The following is a 21232-nucleotide window of genomic DNA, read 5'->3' as shown; positions in this document are numbered from 1 at the left end:
TTATCTCGACGGAGCCAATTTAGCTTTTAATTTCGGCGGGAGATCGATGGTGCGCACCAACGCTTCTCCTTCCCGTTTCCACAAACGGCTCCATTCTTCTGAAAAAATCGGTTCATCGGTGATTTGCATAAAAATCCTCTCCCGACGGTAAAAAGAACCGAACCCGGTCAGCGGCCTCGGGGTTCCATCCCGGATGACAAGCGGGCGAATCACCAAATTCACCTTTCCGTTCATCACTTTATACTGAGCCAAAACACTTTCCCGGGTCCGGGACCACCCCTGATCCGAAATAAAGTTCCCAAGGCTGTAAAAGATGACCCCGTGTTTGTAAACTTCCACCGGTTCCAACACATGGGGATGGTGACCGATCACGATATCGGCTCCGGCATCGATCAACGACCGTCCCAAATCCTGCTGCCTCGGGTGGAAGGTGCTGTCATACTCTTCACCCCAATGCATATGGACAATCACCAGATCGGCATTTTTTTTGGCTTTGGCCACATCATAAAAAAACACGTCCGGATCCGCCGGGGCCACACCGGACCGGTCGGACAAAGCACGAAAATCTTTAGGAAGGATATCGGAAAATCCAAGGGTGGCAATTTTGATGCCCCGGACCATCTGATAGGAAACGGTGGAAGCATCTTGGATATTGTAGCCGGCTCCGACCGTGTTCACCTTTTGGTTTTGAAACACCCGAACGGTATCCAACAAGCCTTGTTTCCCGTAATCCTTGATGTGGTTGTTGGCCAGGTTGACAGTCGTGAAGCCTTCTTCTTTCAACACTTTGGCAATTTCCGGTTTGGTGGAAATATGCACCCGTTTGTCCGCTTTGGGGTAATCTTCGTCTTCGATGACGGGCTGATCAAAATTTCCGGTAATATAATCCGATTTCTTGAGATAAGGCCGCACATACTGAAACAACGAGTGATATCCCTGATCGGGGACCACCACGTCATCGACATACCGCCCAAACAACATGTCCCCGGCCATGCTGATGGTCAAAAGGCTATGATCATCTTGTTCCTCCACTTTTGGCGGCGAATCCAAAACCTGGCTGAGGACGATGAAAAAAGCGGTGATGCCCAGAGCAATCAGCGCGTGCTGCATCGTTTTTTTCTTTTGCCTTTTGATATAGCGTTGAAATTTTTGTTTCCAAGTTAACATGTAGAATCCATCCTTACACCTTGCATAAAAAATAAAGTTCGGGGTTAGAGCCTGTCTCTTTCTCCACCCCCGCATGGTTTGGCTTCTCTTTGATGTTTAGAAAAACTTCAGCAACACAAATTCGTATAAAAACATGATGACGAAAGTCGCCCCGCTTAACAACAACGTACTTCCGACGGTCGGAATCACGCCCTGTTTTTGAATGGTGTTGGCAATCAGCCCGGGAACAATGACACCGATCCCCCGGAATTCCTGCATTTCAAAAGGCAAATAAGGAAAGGTCATGGGGGCGAAATAGTCAAAAATCAGCTTCAGGGCAACTCCGACGGACAACATGGCGGCAAACTTTCTCCGCCCGTATAAAATGGTAAAGCGCCCGACGACTTTTGTCACAATTATAAATGTTAAAAAACTAATTAACAAAATCACACAAATAAAAACAGGCTGATCAAAAACCAATCCCATATATCCGGGAACAATCAGTCCTGCAGGCATAACCCCCACTTTTTCCGCATACAACAGGCTGAGGACCACTCCGATAATTAACGATACGTATAAGTCTGATCCAAACAACGAACTTTCCTCCTAGCTGACAATATGTGCCATTTTCTTGTTTTGTACCGCTTTTTGTTCATCTTCGGGTTGATTCGATTCAGACTCCAGCCGGGCGGTAAACTGCTTTTTGGCTTTTTGGTTCATCTGTTCAAACCATTCACACAAAGGCTCCGCAGCCCCGTGAATGTTACCGACGCCGTAAACCAACCGGTTATGTAATTTGCCTTGAATGGCTTGAATAATTTGTTCCAACGGCTGATTTTCCAAATCCAGCAATTCCCGGCACCGGATCAGGCCTTTTTGGCAGGCTTCCACGATCGGCTGTGTCGTTTGTCCGATGACGACAAGCGTATCGATGGACATATGCGGCAAAACATCCCTTGCGAATTGTTCAGTCCGATCCACCCGGTCCGGACGGCAATTCATAATGACCACGGGATCTTTGACCGGATATCCCAGCATCCCGACACGTTCCCAAATATTCAGGGTGGATGAAGCATCATTGGCTGCAAATCCGTTGACAAAATAAGCAGGATGTTCATCCGCACTCAGCGGAAGGATCCGCATGGCTCCCGGATCGGGATTTGCCTTCAGCATACCCCGGAAAGCCGTTTCCTGGTCAATGCCCAACGCTTCGGCAACAGCCAATGCCAATGCGGCATTCTCCGGAAACACCATGTAATCGAACTGGCGCAAAAACTTTTCCGAGATCTTGGAAGTATCTGCAACATAAACACGCGTGCGGCGGCGACGGGCCACCTTTTTGAAAAAGGGAACAAAAGGCCCTTCGGATACAATCAGATATCCTTTGTACGGAATCGTCGCCGTAAAAGCATCCGCCACCTCTTCCAACGTCGGCCCCATCACATCCATATGGTCTTCCAAAACATTGACAATCACGCCGACATTGGCTTGCAACATTTCTTCCTGAAAGACAATCTGATAATCCGGATTCACGGCCATGCATTCGCTGACCAGACAATTGGCCCCGAGCTTGGCCACTTCTTCCACAACCACTTTTTGTTCCCGGATATTGGGCCCTTCCAGACGTCTGCGAATCGGCTTTTCTTCCTTTTTATTCCAATAGATCATCTTGGCGGCCGTTCCCGTGGTTTTCCCGACCGCGCGATATCCGGCTTCAATCATGACGCCGGTAATCAGTCTGGTCACCGTGGATTTCCCGCGAATGCCGTTCACATTGATCCTTAATGGAATGGAATTAATATTTTTTTGGTGTTTTCTCTTTTCCCAGACCCCCAGGCCAAAAAGCGCCCCAAGCGACAGGGGGATCAACCACATACCCATCAACTCCTCGGTTCCTCCGTAATCCAAGCGGTGATGGCCACTTCATCACCCATCCGGAACATCCATTTTTTATCTGTTTATATTATACTATTAATGACAATTAATAAGATTTTACTGTAACGGCAAATAGCAGACACATTATAAGATATCACGAACCCGCCGGAACTCGTAGCAAAAATAGCACAAAAATATTAAACCTTTTTGAGTTACTGATGAAAACCTTGATCCCCGCAAACAAACAAAAAAATGCTGTGCAGAAGCCTCTACACAGCAATCAAGCGGTCGATCACTTCACAGATTTTTTTCAGTTTCGGATTTCCTTCCGCAACCACTTCATCATCAATGACGACGACGGGATACCATAAATCTTCTTCAATAACCCGTTTGCTGAATGATTTTTCTTTTTCTGTCTGCGGATGGAAAATATCCACATATTTTACCGTCACTTGCCCGGGATACTTTCGCCCGAGGGCCGCTTCCAACCAGGTTGCGGTCTCCTTGGAAGAAGGCAGGTTGACGCAACTGGCACAAATTTCTTCCGCACCATAGACGTATACAACGACCTGATTCACCGGCTTCCCTCCGCTTCTCTTTTCAATTACCGAAGCGCCTGATCCAAATCCATGATCAAGTCTTCCACATCCTCCACACCAACGGAAATGCGGACCAATCCGTCCGTGATTCCGAGTTCCGCCCTGCGTTCGGCAGGAATCGATGCATGGGTCATGCGGGCCGGGACAGAAATCAGGCTTTCCACCGCTCCCAAGCTTTCCGCAAGGGTGAAGAAGCGGGTGTTCTCCAACAATTGATCCGCTTTTTCCGCACTGCCCACATCAAATGAGATGATCCCGCCATAACCTTTGGCTTGCACGGATGCCACTTCATGCCCCGGATGGCTTTCCAATCCCGGATAATACACTTTCTCCACTTGCTCATGCTCATTCAACCACTCGGCAATCCGCCGGGCATTTTGTTCATGTTGGCGCATTCTCAATCCCAGCGTCTTCATTCCTCTTATCAAAAGCCAGGAATCTTGCGGTCCGAGAATGCCGCCGATCGAGTTTTGCAAAAAGTGGAGTTCCTCCCCGAGGGATTTTTCTTTGGTGACAACCAGCCCGGCGACCACGTCACTGTGTCCCCCGAGATATTTGGTGGCACTGTGAAGAACAATATCAGCCCCAAGATCCAGCGGGTTTTGCCAGTAAGGAGTCAAAAACGTGTTATCCACAATCAACAACAACCCTTTTTCTTTGGCCAACTGTGCGATCGCCCGAATATCAGATACTTTTAAGAGCGGATTACTCGGTGTTTCCATATAAATGGCCCGCGTTTCGGGAAGAATGGCCGCTTCAATTTGCTTGGGATCACTGGTGTCCGCAAACGTGGCTTTCAACCCCATGCGGTTAAACACCTTGGTAACCACCCGGTACGTCCCGCCGTAAACATCATCCCCGATCACCAAATGGTCTCCTTGATTGAAATAAGAAAGGACGGTCGAAATGGCTGCCATTCCCGAGCTGAAAGCCAACCCGGCCGCACCATTTTCCAATTCTGCAATCAGTTGTTCCAAAGCCGCCCGGGTCGGGTTTCCCGTCCGGGAATATTCATAACCCGAATGTTCACCCACCCGTTTTTGTTTATAGGTTGACACTTGGTAAATCGGAACGCTGACGGCTCCGGTTTGGGCATCGCCAAAAACGCCTCCGTGAATCAGTTTTGTATCCGTTTTCATCGTTTACACCCCACCTTGGTAAATTTTTGTGCTGAGATAACGTTCGCTGCTGTCAGGAAAAATAACCACGATCCGTGCATCTTTGGAGCATTTTTTGGCTTCTTCCAAAGCGGCATGACAAGCGGCCCCGGAAGAACTTCCCACCAGCAACCCTTCCTTGGTCGCCAGTTCTTTGACGAGCCGGAAGGCATCTTCGTCCTTTACAGTATACACTTCATCGATCAAAGACCGGTCAAAGTAATCCGGGAACATTTCCATGCCGATTCCTTCTGTCTTGTGCGGGCCCGGCTTTCCGCCCCCGATGATGGACCCTTCCGGTTCCACGATCACCGTTTTGATCGCCGGATTTTTCTCTTTCAGGTAGCGGGCCGTCCCCATAAACGTTCCGGCTGAACCTGCCCCGGCCACAAACACGTCAATTTGGCCGTCCATCTGTTCCCAGATTTCAGGGCCGGTGCTTTCATAATGCGCCCTTGGATTGGCCGGGTTGACAAATTGTTGAGGGCAATAGGCGCCGGGAATGGATTGTTCCAATTCTTTCGCTTTTTCCATGGCCCCTTTCATCCCGAGCTCGGTCGGCGTATTGATCACCTCGGCTCCCAACGCGCGCATCAATTCTTGTTTTTCCACTGAAAACTTTTCCGGAACGACAAAAATCACCCGATAGTCCGTCCCCACAGCGGCCAAAGCAATGCCAATGCCCGTGTTCCCGGCTGTCGGCTCGATAATCGTCCCGCCCGGTTTCAGTTTCCCCGTTCTTTCCCCTTCTCGAATCAACGCCACTCCCAAGCGGTCTTTCACGCTGCCGCCGGGATTAAAAAACTCCAACTTCGCATACAGCTTTATATTCTTCGGAGTTCCCATCCGTTTCAGACGTAACATCGGGGTTTGACCAATCAATTCCTTTACGTCCTCATAACGCTTCTTCATATACATACTCCTTTGAAATGAAACTGAGACATATCCATCATATCAATTTTCTGATTTGGAAAAAAGACTCGTTTTTCCCCGCCGGTTTCCGTGAATTAAACATTGATTTTGCCTGAAAAACCCCCTACAATAAATTTGATATTGAGATATCTGCGTGGTTTGTTACTCCTATTTGGAAAGGGGTTATGGTTGTGTCAGTAGAAGAACGCGTTAATGAAGTATTGGGCAAATTGCGCCCTTTCATTCAGCGTGACGGTGGAGACGTGGAATTGGTCGAAGTCGAAGACGGAATCGTGCGCGTACGTTTGCTCGGTGCCTGCGGAAGCTGCCCCAGTTCCACCATTACACTGAAAGCCGGAATTGAACGGGCGTTGATGGAAGAAGTACCGGAAGTTCGCGAAGTCGAGCAGGTATTATAAGCTCTTTCTTAAATCCCTCTTACTTTTTGTAAAGAGGGATTTTTTATATTCATCTCGAAAACAAAAAAAGAAACTTATTTATTGTATAAATACAATTGTGATGAAGGAGGGATCCCCCGTACAAACCAAAACGCCTCCCAAAACACTAAAAGAACGTTTTTTACTGATCGGACCCGGGCTGGTTGCCGCCGCCACCGGTGTGGGAGCCGGGGACCTGGTCGCCGCCCTAGTGGCCGGAACCAAGTTTGGAATGGTTTTTGTCTGGGCCATTATTGCCGGGGCCATCATCAAGTATTTCCTGAATGAAGGAGTAGGCCGCTTCCAGCTTGCCTCCGGGCAAACCATTTTGCAGGGATGGAAATCTCTGGGACGCTGGGCATTGATCTACTTTGGAATTTATATCGTGATATGGGGATTCATATACGGAGCCGCCGGATCTTCCTCCGCCGCGCTGGCCGCCACCGCCATTTTTCCACAGATCCCGTTGAAAAGCTGGGCCATCCTGCACGCCATTATTTGCTTACTATTCGCATGGATCGGAAGATATCAGTTTTTTGAAAAAGTGATGTCCCTGCTGACCGGTATTATGTTCATCACCGTCGTCGGGACCGCTGTCATCGTTCTTCCCCAGCTGGATCAAATCGCCATGGGACTCATCCCCCGTACGCCAAACGGCTCCATCACGTATGCCTTGGGATTGATCGGCGGCGTTGGCGGATCCATCACCATCGCTTCCTATGGCTATTGGGTGCGGGAAAAAAACTGGTCGGGTCCTCCCTGGATCCCGGTCATGCGCCTGGATACCTGTGTCGCTTACACGCTGACCGCCATCTTCACCCTTTCGCTTTTGATCGTGGGAGCTGAATTTTTATACGGATCGGGCATCGAATTGCAAAACGAAGAAGGATTGATCCACCTTGCCGTCCTTTTGGGCAAAGAATTTGGCACCCCGGTCTATTGGTTGTTCCTGCTTGGTTTTTGGTCTGCGTCATTTACATCGGTCTTAGGGGTGTTTAACGGCGTTCCCTATCTTTTCGCCGACTTGGTTCGCCATTTCAAAAAAGAAGTCCCCGGAACAAAGGAACCCGCTCCTGTTTCTGTGCGGGACCCTTTCTACCGCGGCTTTCTCTTGTGGATGACATTCCCTCCGATGTTGCTCTTGTTTTTGGAAAAACCGGTCGGCCTTGTGATTTTGTACGGAGTTCTCGGCTCCTTGTTCATGCCTTTTATCTCCGTCACTTTGTTGATTTTGTTAAATTCCAAAAAATTGGATCCGGCCTACCGGAACCGTTGGTGGGCCAATGCCGTTCTGATCATCAGCCTGGTCTTGTTTGCCATCCTTGCGGTCAACGAAATCATGGATATGGTCTGACCATCCTTAAAATCATTGTGAAAAGAAAACCCGGTATGAAACCGGGTTTTCTTTATTGTTCATTATACAAATGGCAAGCCACCCAGTGTTTGGGCTCGGCTTCTTTCCATTCCGGAACGGCCTTGGCACAGATGTCCATCGCTTTCGGGCACCGGGTCCGGAACCGGCAGCCGCTGGGAGGATCAATGGGACTGGGGACGTCTCCTTCCAAAATAATGCGTTCCCGTTTTTTGGAAACATCCGGATCCGGAATGGGAACGGCAGAGAGCAGCGCTTCCGTATACGGGTGCAACGGTTTGTCATACAGTTCCTCACTGTCTGCAAGCTCCACCATGCTTCCCAGATACATCACGCCCACACGATCCGAAATATATTTCACCATCGACAAATCATGGGCAATAAACAGATAAGTCAGCCCTTTTTCTTTTTGGAGTTTTCGCATCAAGTTGACGACTTGTGCCTGAATGGAAACGTCCAACGCCGAAATCGGTTCATCGGCGATGATAAACTCGGGATTGACTGCCAAGGCCCGGGCAATTCCGATCCGCTGCCGTTGCCCCCCGCTGAACTCGTGCGGGAAACGGTTGGCATGCTCTTCATTGAGCCCGACCACTTTCAACAGGTCCAAAACCCGTTTTTTCCGTTCTTCCCCTTGAGCCAGCCCGTGGATGTCGATCCCTTCCGCAATGATATCCATGACCGTCATGCGTGGATTGAGCGAAGCATACGGATCCTGGAAAATCATCTGCATTTTCCGGTTAAATTCTTTCAGTTTCTTTCCTTTTAATTGATACACATCGTCCCCGTTAAACGTAACCGAACCTTCCGTCGCATGGTACAGCCGGATCAAGGTGCGGCCAATGGTGGACTTTCCGCAACCGGACTCACCGACCAACCCGAGGGTTTCTCCCCGGTAAACGTCAAAAGTAACCCCGTCCACCGCTTTGACCACTTGACCATTACTGAGCCGGAAATGTTTTTTCAATCCCTTCACCGACAAAATCACATCTTTTTCCGGCCGTATCCCTTGATTTTTATTTTCCTGCTTACTCACTTTTCTCCCCTCCAATCGGTCCTTTCTGGACATTTGGCTTCGGAGCCATGGGATGTTCCAGCCAGCAAGTCACCTGATGCGTGGATGACACCTCGGTAACTTCCGGCATATATTCCTTGCAAACCTTCATCGCATGCTTGCAACGGTCTGCAAACGGGCACCCTTTCGGAGGGGAAATCAAATCGGGAGGGGAGCCCGGAATCGGAAGCAATTCCTGCTCATGCGACAAGTCCAGCCGTGGCATGGAATCCATCAACCCCCAGGTGTACGGATGGCGGGGGTGATAAAACACTTCTTCCAAAGTGCCGGATTCCACCACTTGTCCCGCATACATCACCACGACCCGGTCGGCAATGTCGGCCACCACCCCGAGATCGTGGGTGATCAAAATAATGGAGCTTCCTGTTTTCCGTTGCAATTCTTTCATCAACTCAATGATTTGCGCCTGAATGGTTACGTCCAAAGCCGTTGTCGGTTCATCCGCAATCAGCAGTTTGGGCTGACAAGCCAGGGCAATCGCAATCATGGCCCGTTGCCGCATGCCTCCGGAAAATTGGTGGGGATACTGCTTGATCCGGGATTCCGGGCTGGGAATTCCGACCAATCTCAACATTTCCACCGCTTTTTCTCTGGCTTCCGACGCACTCAGATTCTGGTGTTTCATCAACCCTTCCGTGATTTGCCGTCCCACCGTCATGGTCGGGTTGAGAGAAGTCATGGGATCCTGGAAAATCATGGCGATTTCGGCCCCGCGAACCTTTTCCATCTCTTTGTCGCTGAGTTTTGTCAAATCTTTTCCTTCAAAAAGGATTTCTCCTTCTTTGATGATGCCCGGGGGTTGGGGAATCAAGCGCATAATGGTTTGCGAGGTCACGCTTTTCCCGCATCCCGATTCTCCCACAACAGCCACGGTTTCCCCTTTGTTGACGTGAAAGCTCACACCTCTTACCGCTTTCACTTCGCCGTTATACGTTTTAAATGAAACATGCAAGTCTTTCACATCGAGTAATTTCTCCATACTGATTCCCCCCTTTATTTGCGCATTCTTGGATCAAGTGCATCCCTCAAGCCGTCTCCCAAAAGGTTGAACGCGAGCATGATCAAACAGAGAATCGTTGCCGGATAAAACACTTGATACGGAAAAATCTGCAAATATCTGGCGCCGTCATTTACAAGTGATCCAAGGCTTGCCAGCGGCGGACGGATCCCCAGGCCGATAAAGCTCAAAAATGCTTCAAAGAAAATGGCTGAAGGAATGGCAAACGTCACCGCAATAATAATCGGCCCCATCACATTGGGGATCAAATGTTTGAGCAAAATGCGCCGGTGTCCGGCCCCCAACGTACGGGCCGCCAACACGTATTCCTGGGATTTCAGTTTCAGGATCTGTGCACGAACCACCCTGGCCATCGGCACCCATCCCGTGACTGACAACGCCAACGCAATGGGGATAATCCCCGGTTCAAAGATCAGAAGCATCAAAATAATGATGATCAGGTTGGGAATGGAATATAAAATCTCCACCACCCGCTGCAAGATCATGTCCACCCGGCCGCCGAAATATCCGGAAACACTTCCGACGGTCACACCGATGCAAAGATCAAACAAAGCAGCCAAAAAAGCGATTTGCAAGGAAACCTGGGCCCCGTACCATGTCCGTTGCCACAAGTCACGGCCAAAATTGTCGGTTCCGAAATAATGGTCGGCAAACGGCTCCTTGTTTTGAGCAGAGTAATCCTGTGTCCGGTAATCATAATCATTCATCATGGGACCGGCAAAAGCGAAAAATCCAATAACCAAAATAATGACAAGGCCGATCATCGCTCCCCAGTTGGAACGAAAACGGCGTGCCGCATCTTTCCAAAAACCGACCCGCTCCCGGGTGAGCTGCTCCCCGCCTGATTCATCGGCTCCAATCGGCTCAAACATTTCCGGTGTGATCTCGTTGATTGTTTTCTCACTCATCGCTGATTCACTCCTTTGCACCCGTTAGTCGAATCCGGGGATCGATAACTCCGTATAAGATATCGACAAGAAAGATGGTGGCAAGAATCAAAATGGAGTAAAAAATGGTAACCCCCATAATCAAGGTATAATCATTGACCTGGATCGACTGAACGAAGAATTCCCCGATTCCGGGTACGGCAAAGATGGTTTCCACAATCAACGAACCGGTAATAATATTCACCGCCAAAGGTCCCAACACGGTAATCGCAGGAATGAGCGCATTACGCAAAGCATGGCGGAAAACGATGGCCTGTCTTCCCAATCCTTTGGCTTTGGCCGTTTTCATATAATCCTGATCCATCACTTCCACCATTTCGGTCCTCACATAACGGGAAATCTGTGCAATGACGGTGAAAGAAAGAGCCAATGACGGCAAAATGGTATGCTCATAAGTTCCCCACAACCCCGCCGGAAGTATTTGCCATTTCACGCCAACCCAATAGGATAAAAGAGCCGCCAGAACGAAGCTTGGGATTGATATTCCCCCGACGGCAATCACTGTGGCCACATTATCCAACCAACCTCCGCGCCGGAGCGCCGCACCCACTCCGAGTAACAGTCCGACCAAAACTCCGAAAACCAGTGCCTGCGCCCCGATAAAAGCAGACGCTTCAAATCCTTCCAACAACATTTCAGTCACGGAGCGGCCGTCATACGATAAGGACTGACCAAAATCCCCCTGCACCAAACGCTTCATAAAGTTTACATACTGCACCGGGAGCGGATCCTTCAGGCCATAGGTTTCCATGATTTGATCCCGGATCAATGGAGGCAATTTTTCTTCATTTTTCAACGGAGTTCCCGGCAAAGAGTGCATCAAAAAGAAAGTAGCCGTGACAATAATCCAAAGCGTAAGCACCATATAACCCAACCGGCTCAGAATATATCGCAGCATACCGCTTCACTTCCTTTCCTTCTTGATTCAGCATGGATGAAGGTATATGTCAAACAGGTGACATATACCTTCTCCCGGCAAAACTCGGATCTTATTTTCCGGTATCCACCGATGCCCATTTCAAAGTGTATTCCGGACCAATCGGGCTCCAGTACCAGTCCTTAATAAATGGTTTTTTCACAGCTTTTTGCGTGCGATAATAAAGCGGAACAATGGCTTGTTCGCTAATCAGCAATTCTTCGGCTTTTTGCATTTCTTCAAAACGTTGTTTGAAGTTTCCGTTTTCTTTTGCCTTTTTAATCAACTGATCGTATTCCGGATTGTTGTACTTCCCGCGGTTAAAGGAGTTGTCGCTGGTAAAGAGGTCGAGGAAAGTCATCGGGTCGTTGTAATCGGGTCCCCATCCGGAATATAACAAATCAAACCGTTGGTTTTTCCCTCTTTCCAGACGCTCTTTAAACGGCACCGAGGTGATTTGTACATTCGCTCCCAAATTGACACGCAATTGTTCTTGAATAAATTGCATTTCTTGCTTGGCCGTCGTTACATCATCTCCAACCAATTCGATGGACGGTGCTTGGGACAATCCCAACTCTTTCAATCCTTCTTGCCATAACTGTTTGGCTTTGTTCGGATCATGCTGCGGGTCCATTTTCACCAAATCACGGTATTTTTTGTTGTCATCCACACCGCTGGCTTTGATAAACGGCGGAACCAGAGCACCGGATGGAACCGATCCGGTTTTGGATATATTCTCCACTAATGTTTTGCGGTCAATTGCCAAACTGATCGCTTTTCTGATTTTTTCATTTTTAAAGAAATCTTTGGTTTGGTTCATTTCCAGATACCAGCTGGAACCATCGTCAATGTTAAAAGTGTTGGGATCGTTTTTAAAAGCGTCTATAAATTCCGAAGACAGGTACGTAAAATCCAATTTTCCCGTGTTATAAAGGTTGACTTGTGTCGCATTATCCTTTACAATCTGCCAGTTGATTTCTTCCAATTTGACAACCCCGCTGTCCCAATACTCGGGGTTCTTTTTCATTTGGAAGCTTTGGTTGTGTTTCCAATCGGAAAGAACGAACGGTCCGTTGTAAACCAACGCATCGGCTTCCAAAGCATATTTATTTCCGAACTTTTCAACAATATCCTGACGCTGCGGCAAGAAAGTCGCAAAACACAAGATGTCTTTAAAGTAGGGAATCGGACGCTCCAAAACCACTTCCAACGTTTTGTCATCCAAAGCCTTTACTCCCACATCGTCAGCTGATCCTTTTCCGGTATTGTAAGCTTCAGCTCCTTTCAAGGGATAGAGGAAATAGGCATATTCGGATGCCGTTTTGGGATCCAGCGCCCGCTTCCATGCATATTCGAAGTCATGGGCCGTCACCGGCTTTCCATCACTCCATTTGGCATCACGCAATGTAAAAGTCCATTTTAAATTGTCCTCGCTCACTTCCGGCTCCTTGGCTGCCATCCCGAGAACCGGTTTGCTGTCTTTATCCAAACGATAAAGCCCTTCCATGGTGTTTCCCAAAATCATGAAAGACACCACATCCGTCGATTTGGCACTGTCCAAGTTTGGCGGTTCTTGTCTTTCAACCAAGTTCAACACCTGACTGTTTTTGGTCTCGGTCCCCCCGCCAAAACAAGCCGTCAACACCATCGCTGAAGCCAAAACCAATGACAGCATGGAAAATAATTTGATTCTCCGCCTCAAAACGTCTGCCCCCTTTTTTAAAATAAGGTATATAGTTTAGACCAAAAAATGGTCATAAACCCTGAATGGAAAAAGATTGGTGGTTCCCTCCCGCCCAATAATCTGAAAATAAATAATTCATCTGTTATTTTAAGGCAAGATGAGCGGTTCACCAAGAAAATCGAACGAGAAGTCAACTCAAATTTCTAACAATTTTTTATTCTAATTTTATCAAATTTTAGGCGTTATTTATATTTAACTCATATTTCAATGATTTGTAAAGGGGTTTATCTTTTGTTATATTAAATAAAAGTCTACAATAAAGAAATATCCTTTTTTCGCTTTTGAAAACAAGCTGCACAAAAAAGCTCAAGCCCTTGTCAAAAGAGGCTTGAGCTTTTCATCATTCTTCTTTTTTCTCCACAATATATGCCCATTTCAAACTGTATTCCGGACCAAACGGATGGCGGTACAAGTCTTTGACATAAGACTTTTGCACAAACGCTTTAGAGTAGTAAATCAATGGCACAAAACCGGCACTCCCCTGATCATCCACTCCGGAGAGGACCGCTTCGGCCTGTTTTAACAACTCAAACTGCGCTTTCGGGTCGGAAGTTTGCCTTGCCTGATCCATCAACTGGTCAAATTTGGGGTTTTTGTAATGGGAGAAGTTCATTTCATTGTCCGACTCCCAAATTTCAAAGAAATTGAACGGATCATTGTAATCGGCCACCCAACCCAGCATGGCCATGTCAAAGTTTCCGTTTTTCACTTTGTTGACATGGGTTTTCCAAGTCGGGGAATCCAGCTTGATCTCCAAATTCAGCTTTTTCCGCAATTGCTCTTTGATGTTGATCGCCACATCCCTCAGCGGGGTTGCGTCATAACTGACCATCACGATATCCTTGGGCGGTTCGGACATTCCCAACTCCCTTAAACCTTCCTGAAACAAGGCTTGGGCACGGGCAACATCGGTTTTGACGTAGGATCCTGAAAGTTCACGGAAGTTTTTGCCGCCCACCCCGCTGATCGATGAAGGAATCAAAGCATCCGCCGGTTTGGATCCGCCTTTCATGATATCATTGGCAATGGTTCCCCGGTCGATCGCCAGATTGATTGCCTTCCTGATTTTTTCATTTTTAAAAAAAGGATCGTCATGATTGAACAGAATATAATAGTTTCTTGCTCTTTCCGCTTCCACGTATTCTTCTGTATTTTTAAAGGCATCCACAAACGCCTGGTTCAGTGTGGCGGTGTCAATTTGCCCGGAGTTGTACAGATTGATTCCCGTTGCCAAATCCTTCACCACGTTAATTTCAACGGTTTCCAATTTCACCCCGTTTTTATCCCAGTAATTTTCGTTTTTCTCCAACAACACTTTTTGCGGTGTCCAACTGACGACTTTAAATGGTCCGTTATAAATGGTTTCTTCCGCGGATGTACCGTATTTATCCCCAAACTTTTCAACCACATCTTTTCGTTGCGGCATGAAGGCGATCATGGTCGTACGTTGAATAAAGTTCAACGTCGGCTTTTCCAATTGCACTTCCAAGGTGTGATCATCCACCGCCTTGATTCCGACAGCCGACGCATCCACTTGCCCCTGGTTATACTGTTTGGCATTTTTAATCGGGAAAAAGACATAGGCATACCCGGAATCGCTTTGAGGATTGAGCACCCGTTTCCATGCATACTCGAAATCGCGCGCCGTCACGGGTTCGCCGTCACTCCATTTGGCGTCTTCCCGCAGTTTGAAGGTATACTTGGTTTTGTCCGGGCTGATTTCATATTCATACGCAATCCCGTATTCCGGTTGCTTTTCCCTTCCCAATCGCATCAAGCCCTCATTCACATTATTCAGGACATTAAACGTGATCGCATCATTGGCCTTGACCGTGTCCAGTGTCGTGATGCCGCCTTCTTCGGCAATCCTCAGCACCTGCTTGTCACTCAATTTCGTATTGGAACCACTGTTTGCTTGAAAACCGCACCCGCTCAATACTAAACTGAAAGAGGCTGCGATTGCCAACAATACTTTCCCTGTCTTGAGCATGACTCCCCCTCCCTGCAGTCGAACCTTGGATACTTTCTTTTCTGACAATTCCCCTTCAGATCGTGATCTGGACCAGGTTAACTTGTAACATTATAAATGAATTGCTAGCTTTAGAAAAGACTATATGGATATTGTCCAAAATAAACCATATTTCCATGTCAGACCTTAAACGGAGGAACGCCATGATGATGCGAAAGAAACGTGTTTGGTCCGTCATTTTCATCACGCTGGTCCTGTTTTTGTTTCTCGGCTTCATTTCCAAAGGAAACGTGCTTGCCTTTATCGATCAATCCTTTTTGACCGGATTGTTCTTTTTGATCCTTGCCGCCGGCATTTTTGTCGTCCAAGGCGGTTTCTTTTCCGTCTTTTTGCGCACTTTTAAAAAATTTAACAAACTCCCCGGACAGAAGCGGGACGATGAAGACGAAGATGATTCCCCCTTGGCCAAAGAGGAGCGGAGGGCTTTTTACAAAAACCTGCAATTCGTTTGTCTGAACGTTGGAATCATCCTCATTTTGGCATCGCTTCTTTTCCTCTTTTTTCAATAATCATTTCCAATCCCAAATAAAAAAGGCTGTTGAACATCAACAGCCTTTTTTTTCGCCGGATTTTTCCCACCGGATCCATCCGTTTTCTTCCACCATTTGCAAAAACGTCGCCAATCTGGGCAATACCGGTTCAGCCTTTTCCCCGAATGCCGCCTCCAGCTTTTTCTGAATTTCATCCACGGTATGGCGCCCGTCACACAGCCGGATCACAAAGCTTCCCAACTCATCCAGTTTCACCTTGATGGTTTCCGGCTGTTTCAAAAAACGGATGGAAAAGCGTTCGATCCAGCTGGTCCGGGGGATCACCACACAAACCAGCTCCTCATCTTCCCTTGCCGGTTGCAGGGAAAGATGCGGCTTTAAACACGGGATTAATTCCAGCAGATTTTCTTTTTTCTTCTTCATCATTTGGAAGAAGAAGATCCTTTCGCATTTTTGTTGGCAAATTTCACTGCAACAAATCCCAACAAGGCGACCAATGCAAGGAAGAGCACCAATGGCAAGAGCTGGCTATCCACTTTAAACGGAGCTTCCGGATCAATGATGCCCGGCACAATGAGCAAGGCAACGACAACGCTGAGCAGCGCTTCCCCGGCAATCAAACCGGAAGCAAAGAGCGTTCCTGCTTCTTCCCGGCCTTGCTTTTCAGCTTCGCTTTTGCTGAACCGGGTCGTAAGCCAGCGGACAATGCCTCCGACCATGATCGGCGCACTGATGGAAATCGGCAGATAAAATCCGACGGCCACCGTCAAGGAATTGATTCCCAAAAATTCAATCGTAATCGCCATTGCCGCCCCCATCATGATGAGTTCCCACGGCAAGTTTCCTTGCATCAGGCCCTCCACGATGATCTTCATTAACATGGGTTTGGGAGCCGGCAAGGCTTCGCTTCCGATTTCATAAGCCTGATCAAAGAGGTACAAAACGTATCCGATCAACAAACCGCTGGCCAGCACCCCGATCATCATGGCGATTTGTTGTTTCCACGGAGTCGCTCCCACCAGATAACCGGTTTTTAAGTCTTGGGAAATATCCCCCGCAACGGCAATAGCCACACAAACGATGGCAGCGGTGGTCAGAGAAACAATCATTCCCGTTTGACCGGTCAGGCCGATCGCCTTAAAAATCAAGGTGGTGATCAGCAAGGTGGCAATGGTCATGCCGGACACAGGCATGGATGAACTTCCGACAATCCCGACAATCCGGGAAGCAACCGCCACAAACAAGAACCCAAACAAAGTGATGCAAATCGCACCGACGATGCCGACTTCCGTTACCGGCACAAAGGCAATGATCAATATCAACAAAATCGAACCGCCCAAAATATAATGCATCGGCAGATCCTTGTCGGTTCTTTCGATTTGCAAGGCCGCATTGCGGTCATGCTTCAACAAACCTTGCAGCGTATCGCGCACGGAAGTGTACAACATGGGCAACGTCTTCACCAACGTGATCAAACCGCCCATGGCCACCGCACCGGCCCCGATGTATGTGATGTAACTGGAATAGATCGCAGAAGCATCCATTTTTCCCACGGGATCTTCCGACGGGAAAAAGACCGCAGGACTCCCTTGGGTAAAAAAGGAGATCATCGGAATGAAAACAACGGAAGCCAGAAGCCCTCCGGCAATCATTTGTCCCGCGATGCGCGGACCAATGATGTATCCCACCCCGAGCAAGGCAGGCATGGTGCTCATGCTGAGCACAGCATTTTTATAACCGATGATTTGTGCTTCCACTGAAGTTTTAAACCACCGCAAACCGTCTCCCAACGCTTTGAACAAGCCGCCGACAATAAACCCGGACAAAATCAGTTTGGCATTGGTTCCGCCGGTTTCGCCCGATTTCAAAACCTCTGCACATGCGGTTCCTTCCGGATACGGCAGCACTTCATGCTCGTTGACGATCAACAAACGGCGCAAAGGAACCATCATCAAAACGCCAAGCATCCCACCGGTCACAACGATAAAAGCAATCATGACATGGCTTGGACTCAAATCCCACAAGTAAAGAGCCGGCAGGGTAAAAATCGCACCGGCCGCCACTGCTTCCCCGGCCGTGGTCATCGTTTGCACAATATTGTTTTCCAATATGGATTTTCTGCGGAACAATCCGCGCAAGATGGCCATTGAAATCACAGCCGCAGGAATGGAAGCGGAAACCGTCAATCCAATTTTCAGCCCCAAATAAGCGTTGGCCGCGCCAAAAACAATGGCCAGCAAAATTCCGAGAATCATTGCCACAACCGTTAATTCCGGCAATGACTTGGATGCTGGAATATAAGGGACAAACTTTTGTTTGTTTTTTGACACTTTTTTCACCGCCTTTGATGTATATCATTTGACAATTTAAGTAAAATGGCATGACCTAGTTCATCATAACATGGAAACCGAAATTTATTAAACGTTTTTTATTAAAAAAGAAAATTATCACTGTTACATCAACTGCCCATCGTCCGCCCACTCCTATCCACTCTGAAAACAATGGCATTTATCCACTTTGTTATTTTTTGAAAAAATTAAATTTATTAAATATTTTATATTATCCCGGCAATGAAGGCGGATACCAGCAAAACAAAGATTGTGATAGCATAAAGATAAATCTTCTGTTAAAGCCTTTTCATTTAGTTTGGATGGGAAGTGAAAAGATGTCATTGGATCCTCAAATCATCCGTGAACTTGAACAAATTGTGGGGCAACCATACTGCCGGACGGATCAAGAGGCCCGTCTCACCCATTCCTATGACGCCACTCCGCTGTTTCAAGCCTTCCCCCATGCCGTTGTTTATCCGAAAAGCACAGAAGAAGTCCAAGCCGTCATGAAAGTGGCAAACCGATACCGAATCCCCGTCATTTCCCGCGGTTCCGGAACGAATCTCAGCGCTTCCGCCGTACCGGTAAATGGCGGCATTGTCATGGTTTTCAACCGAATGAACCGTATCCTGGAAATCGACACCCGAAACTTAACGGCCACGGTGCAGCCCGGCGTGATCACCCGGGATTTGCATGAAGCCGTTTCAGCCCACTCGCTTTTTTATCCGCCGGATCCCGGAAGCATGTCCATTTCCACCATTGGCGGAAACATTGCCCAGGGTGCCGGCGGATTGAGAGGATTAAAATACGGGACCACCAAAGATTACGTGCTCGGCCTTGAAGCCGTACTCGCCAACGGGGAAGTCATCCGGACGGGAGGAAAATTGGCCAAAGATGTTTCCGGCTATGATGTCACCAAACTTTTGGTCGGCTCCGAAGGAACTCTTGCCATTATCACCGAGGCAACGTTGAAACTCCTTCCCCAACCGGTTTTCCAACAAACCATGGTCGCTTATTTCCCGGAGCTGGATTTGGCTGCGGAAGCCGTTTCCGACATCATTTCCTCCCGGATCATTCCATGCACGTTGGAATTTATGGATCAAGGGACAATGGAAGTGGTGGAAGCTTTCACAAACATCGGGCTGCCGACGGATCAAAAAGCCATGCTGATTCTGGAGCAGGACGGCCCGCAGGAAGTGGTGGAACGGGATCTGGAGCAAATGGCTGAGATCTGCCGCCGGCTTCAAGCCACCAAGATCGACATCGCCCGTACACAAAAAGAAAGGGGATCGCTGTTGGAAGCACGCCGGACGGCCCTTTCCGCCCTGGCCCGGTCCACCCCCACCACCATTTTGGAGGATGCCACCGTTCCGCGCGCTTCGATTCCGGAGATGGTTCGCAAAATTAGCGAGATATCGAAAAAATACAATATACGCATTTGTACGTTCGGCCATGCAGGAGACGGCAACCTGCACCCGACATGCATGACGGATGCCCGCAACAAAGAAGAAATCCGGCGGGTCCATAAAGCATTTGACGAAATTTTTGAAACGGCTTTGAAACTGGGGGGCACCATCACCGGGGAGCACGGGGTCGGACTGGCCAAAGCCCCTTACATGGAAAAACAGTGGGGAAAAGCAGGCATGGAGCTGTTAAAACGCATCAAAGAGGCATTTGATCCTCACCATCTCCTGAATCCGGGGAAAATTTTGCGGCCATCCGAGGAGGAATGATCATGGACAAATGGAACGATTCGCTTGCCAAACAGTTGCAAAACACGTTGGATGAAGACCAACTGACCCAATGCATGCGTTGCGGCTTTTGCCTCCCGGCTTGCCCCACTTACCGGGAAACCGGTTTTGAAGGCGCTTCTCCCCGGGGAAGAATCGCATTGATGAAAGCGGTTTATGACGGTCAAATCAAGCCGGACCAAAACTTCATCAACCAAATCGACCTTTGTCTGGGTTGCCGTGCCTGCGAACCGGCCTGCCCCGCCGGGGTCCCCTACGGGCAACTGTTGGAACACACGCGCGCGGCCATCCGTATGGAACGGCCGGCCGGCAAAAAAATCCGCATCCTGCAACACATTTTATTGCGGGAAGTGATTTCGCATCCCCGCCGCTTAAAAGCATTGGGTTCCCTGCTCCGTCTGTATCAGCGGTCCGGAATGTCCCAATGGATCCACAAGGTGCCTCTTTACCGCCTGTTGCCGGAGCCGGTCCGGGAAATGGAACAGATCCTGCCGGACGTGGAATCCCCCGAAGTTTCCCCCGGGATCCGGGTGTACCCATCTTCCGGTAAAAAAGCCGGGCGGGTCGGTCTGTTTCAAGGTTGCGTCATGGATGTCCTCTTCAACAGGACCCATCGTAACACCATCCGGTTGTTGACATCGGCGGGTTATGAAGTCGTTGTTCCCGGCGGCCAAAATTGTTGCGGCGCTTTGCATGCCCATGCCGGGGACCGGGAGCAAGCCGTCCGGCTGGCCAAACAAAATATCCGGGCTTTTGCAGATGCGAAGGTGGATTTCATCTGCTCCAATGCAGGCGGATGCGGGGCCATGCTTGCCGAGTATGCAGAGCTTTTCAAAGAACCCAAGTGGCGCGAAAAAGCCCTCGAATTCCAACGCAAAGTGAAAGATGTCAGCGAACTGATTCTGGAACAAGCGGAGTCCGGCTCCATCTCCTTCTCCTCCGACCGGCACCAACGGATCACTTATCAGGATTCCTGCCATTTAATCAACGGCATGCGGGTCTTTGCGCCGAGAACGTTGTTAAAGCAAGTCAAAAACACCACGTTTGTCGAATTGAAAGAAGCCAACCGGTGTTGCGGGTCTGCCGGCATCTACAATTTATTGCAACCGGAAATGGCCAACCGTTTGTTGGACGAAAAAATGAATCATGTTGAAAACACGCAGGCGGATCTGTTGATCACCAGCAATCCGGGATGTTTTCTGCAAATGGCATTGGGAGTGAAAAGAGCCGGATTGCAAAATCAAATCAAAGTCATGCACCTCGTTGACTTTCTGGCCTCCACCCTGGAACCCGGCGCGAAGAAGCAAGAACATCCATCTTGATCGCTTGCGAATAAAATTCTATGATTTGAATGAAAGTATTCGATCAGGTAAAAACACCTCTTAAACGATTTTATTGCCGCACGATAATCGTTGGGAGATTTGAACGGAAGG

The 21232-nt window shown here is 48.5% G+C and carries 18 protein-coding genes and 1 pseudogene; 5 read left to right on the top strand and 14 right to left on the bottom strand.

The genetic code is table 11. From position 1 onward, the window contains the following. From I8U21_RS05570 to cysK, 6 genes and pseudogenes are all read right to left on the bottom strand, one after another. Positions 1 to 1167, bottom strand: a complete 1167-nt coding sequence (locus I8U21_RS05570; RefSeq protein ID WP_198053455.1) for a CapA family protein — start codon at positions 1165 to 1167, stop codon at positions 1 to 3. A gap of 96 nt (positions 1168 to 1263) precedes the next feature. Beyond that, positions 1264 to 1740, bottom strand: coding sequence for a poly-gamma-glutamate biosynthesis protein PgsC (gene pgsC, locus I8U21_RS05565; protein WP_181732640.1), 477 nt, complete (start codon positions 1738 to 1740; stop codon positions 1264 to 1266). A gap of 114 nt (positions 1741 to 1854) precedes the next feature. Continuing rightward, positions 1855 to 3021: pseudogene (gene pgsB / locus I8U21_RS05560) on the bottom strand (poly-gamma-glutamate synthase PgsB); the annotation flags it as partial. Between the two features lie 269 nt (positions 3022 to 3290). Next, positions 3291 to 3599, bottom strand: coding sequence for a YuzD family protein (locus tag I8U21_RS05555; protein WP_198053453.1), 309 nt, complete (start codon positions 3597 to 3599; stop codon positions 3291 to 3293). A 26-nt stretch (positions 3600 to 3625) separates the two neighbouring features. Next, positions 3626 to 4759, bottom strand: a complete 1134-nt coding sequence (locus I8U21_RS05550) for a bifunctional cystathionine gamma-lyase/homocysteine desulfhydrase (RefSeq protein ID WP_198053452.1) — start codon at positions 4757 to 4759, stop codon at positions 3626 to 3628. Positions 4760 to 4762: 3 nt separating this feature from the next. Beyond that, a complete protein-coding gene (gene cysK, locus I8U21_RS05545; RefSeq protein ID WP_198053451.1) occupies positions 4763 to 5689 on the bottom strand; it encodes a cysteine synthase A in 927 nt (308 codons plus the stop codon). A gap of 191 nt (positions 5690 to 5880) precedes the next feature. Here cysK and I8U21_RS05540 point away from each other — a divergent pair, with 191 nt between their 5' ends. Continuing rightward, positions 5881 to 6108, top strand: coding sequence for a NifU family protein (locus I8U21_RS05540; protein ID WP_181732635.1), 228 nt, complete (start codon positions 5881 to 5883; stop codon positions 6106 to 6108). 100 nt (positions 6109 to 6208) lie between these two features. Beyond that, on the top strand, positions 6209 to 7480 hold the full coding sequence (locus tag I8U21_RS05535) for an Nramp family divalent metal transporter (RefSeq protein WP_198053450.1): 1272 nt from the start codon (positions 6209 to 6211) through the stop codon (positions 7478 to 7480). A 52-nt stretch (positions 7481 to 7532) separates the two neighbouring features. Here the strand turns inward: I8U21_RS05535 and I8U21_RS05530 are convergent, their stop codons facing one another. The 6 genes from I8U21_RS05530 to I8U21_RS05505 form a co-directional block, all read right to left on the bottom strand. Then, a complete protein-coding gene (locus tag I8U21_RS05530; RefSeq protein WP_309544796.1) occupies positions 7533 to 8534 on the bottom strand; it encodes an ABC transporter ATP-binding protein in 1002 nt (333 codons plus the stop codon). Beyond that, on the bottom strand, positions 8527 to 9552 hold the full coding sequence (locus I8U21_RS05525) for an ABC transporter ATP-binding protein (protein WP_181732285.1): 1026 nt from the start codon (positions 9550 to 9552) through the stop codon (positions 8527 to 8529). The genes I8U21_RS05530 and I8U21_RS05525 overlap by 8 nt, the downstream gene beginning before the upstream one ends. A gap of 14 nt (positions 9553 to 9566) precedes the next feature. Beyond that, on the bottom strand, positions 9567 to 10499 hold the full coding sequence (locus tag I8U21_RS05520; protein ID WP_181732284.1) for an ABC transporter permease: 933 nt from the start codon (positions 10497 to 10499) through the stop codon (positions 9567 to 9569). A 7-nt stretch (positions 10500 to 10506) separates the two neighbouring features. Beyond that, positions 10507 to 11436: an ABC transporter permease gene (locus I8U21_RS05515; RefSeq protein WP_181732283.1), complete on the bottom strand. Its 930-nt coding sequence runs from the start codon at positions 11434 to 11436 to the stop codon at positions 10507 to 10509. Positions 11437 to 11527: 91 nt separating this feature from the next. Next, the gene (locus I8U21_RS05510) at positions 11528 to 13156 is read right to left on the bottom strand and encodes a peptide ABC transporter substrate-binding protein (protein ID WP_232337523.1); all 1629 of its coding nucleotides are present in this window, start codon (positions 13154 to 13156) and stop codon (positions 11528 to 11530) included. 382 nt (positions 13157 to 13538) lie between these two features. After that, positions 13539 to 15188: a peptide ABC transporter substrate-binding protein gene (locus I8U21_RS05505; protein WP_198053449.1), complete on the bottom strand. Its 1650-nt coding sequence runs from the start codon at positions 15186 to 15188 to the stop codon at positions 13539 to 13541. 188 nt (positions 15189 to 15376) lie between these two features. Between I8U21_RS05505 and I8U21_RS05500 the strand changes: the two genes are divergently transcribed. Next, a complete protein-coding gene (locus I8U21_RS05500; RefSeq protein WP_181732281.1) occupies positions 15377 to 15736 on the top strand; it encodes a DUF3899 domain-containing protein in 360 nt (119 codons plus the stop codon). A 36-nt stretch (positions 15737 to 15772) separates the two neighbouring features. Here the strand turns inward: I8U21_RS05500 and I8U21_RS05495 are convergent, their stop codons facing one another. Together I8U21_RS05495 and I8U21_RS05490 are read right to left on the bottom strand one after the other, a co-directional pair. Then, positions 15773 to 16144 carry a PqqD family protein gene (locus I8U21_RS05495; RefSeq protein ID WP_181732280.1) on the bottom strand — a complete coding sequence of 124 codons (372 nt, stop codon included), beginning with the start codon at positions 16142 to 16144 and terminating at the stop codon, positions 15773 to 15775. After that, a complete protein-coding gene (locus tag I8U21_RS05490) occupies positions 16141 to 18057 on the bottom strand; it encodes an OPT family oligopeptide transporter (protein WP_370527027.1) in 1917 nt (638 codons plus the stop codon). Before I8U21_RS05490 ends, I8U21_RS05495 begins: the two co-directional genes overlap by 4 nt. A 326-nt stretch (positions 18058 to 18383) precedes the next feature. Here I8U21_RS05490 and I8U21_RS05485 point away from each other — a divergent pair, with 326 nt between their 5' ends. Together I8U21_RS05485 and I8U21_RS05480 are read left to right on the top strand one after the other, a co-directional pair. Beyond that, positions 18384 to 19781, top strand: coding sequence for an FAD-binding oxidoreductase (locus I8U21_RS05485; RefSeq protein WP_181732278.1), 1398 nt, complete (start codon positions 18384 to 18386; stop codon positions 19779 to 19781). A gap of 2 nt (positions 19782 to 19783) precedes the next feature. After that, complete coding sequence (locus I8U21_RS05480) at positions 19784 to 21121, top strand: (Fe-S)-binding protein (protein WP_181732277.1); 1338 nt, start codon at positions 19784 to 19786, stop codon at positions 21119 to 21121. Positions 21122 to 21232: the final 111 nt, after the last annotated feature.

Origin of the sequence: Thermoactinomyces sp. CICC 23799, assembly GCF_016055145.1 — a bacterium.
Lineage (GTDB): Bacteria > Bacillota > Bacilli > Thermoactinomycetales > Thermoactinomycetaceae > Thermoactinomyces > Thermoactinomyces intermedius.
Note: the sequence above shows the minus strand (reverse complement) of the source record. Positions and strands in the feature narration are given on the sequence as shown.

Coding starts and splice junctions, on each gene's coding strand:
- I8U21_RS05525 (WP_181732285.1), bottom strand. CDS start 9,552: ATGGAGAAATTACTCGATGTGAAAGACTTGCATGTTTCATTTAAAACG.
- I8U21_RS05480 (WP_181732277.1), top strand. CDS start 19,784: ATGGACAAATGGAACGATTCGCTTGCCAAACAGTTGCAAAACACGTTG.
- I8U21_RS05485 (WP_181732278.1), top strand. CDS start 18,384: ATGTCATTGGATCCTCAAATCATCCGTGAACTTGAACAAATTGTGGGG.
- I8U21_RS05535 (WP_198053450.1), top strand. CDS start 6,209: ATGAAGGAGGGATCCCCCGTACAAACCAAAACGCCTCCCAAAACACTA.
- I8U21_RS05500 (WP_181732281.1), top strand. CDS start 15,377: ATGCGAAAGAAACGTGTTTGGTCCGTCATTTTCATCACGCTGGTCCTG.
- I8U21_RS05520 (WP_181732284.1), bottom strand. CDS start 10,499: ATGAGTGAGAAAACAATCAACGAGATCACACCGGAAATGTTTGAGCCG.
- cysK (WP_198053451.1), bottom strand. CDS start 5,689: ATGAAGAAGCGTTATGAGGACGTAAAGGAATTGATTGGTCAAACCCCG.
- I8U21_RS05550 (WP_198053452.1), bottom strand. CDS start 4,759: ATGAAAACGGATACAAAACTGATTCACGGAGGCGTTTTTGGCGATGCC.
- I8U21_RS05515 (WP_181732283.1), bottom strand. CDS start 11,436: ATGCTGCGATATATTCTGAGCCGGTTGGGTTATATGGTGCTTACGCTT.
- I8U21_RS05495 (WP_181732280.1), bottom strand. CDS start 16,144: ATGATGAAGAAGAAAAAAGAAAATCTGCTGGAATTAATCCCGTGTTTA.
- I8U21_RS05570 (WP_198053455.1), bottom strand. CDS start 1,167: ATGTTAACTTGGAAACAAAAATTTCAACGCTATATCAAAAGGCAAAAG.
- I8U21_RS05505 (WP_198053449.1), bottom strand. CDS start 15,188: ATGCTCAAGACAGGGAAAGTATTGTTGGCAATCGCAGCCTCTTTCAGT.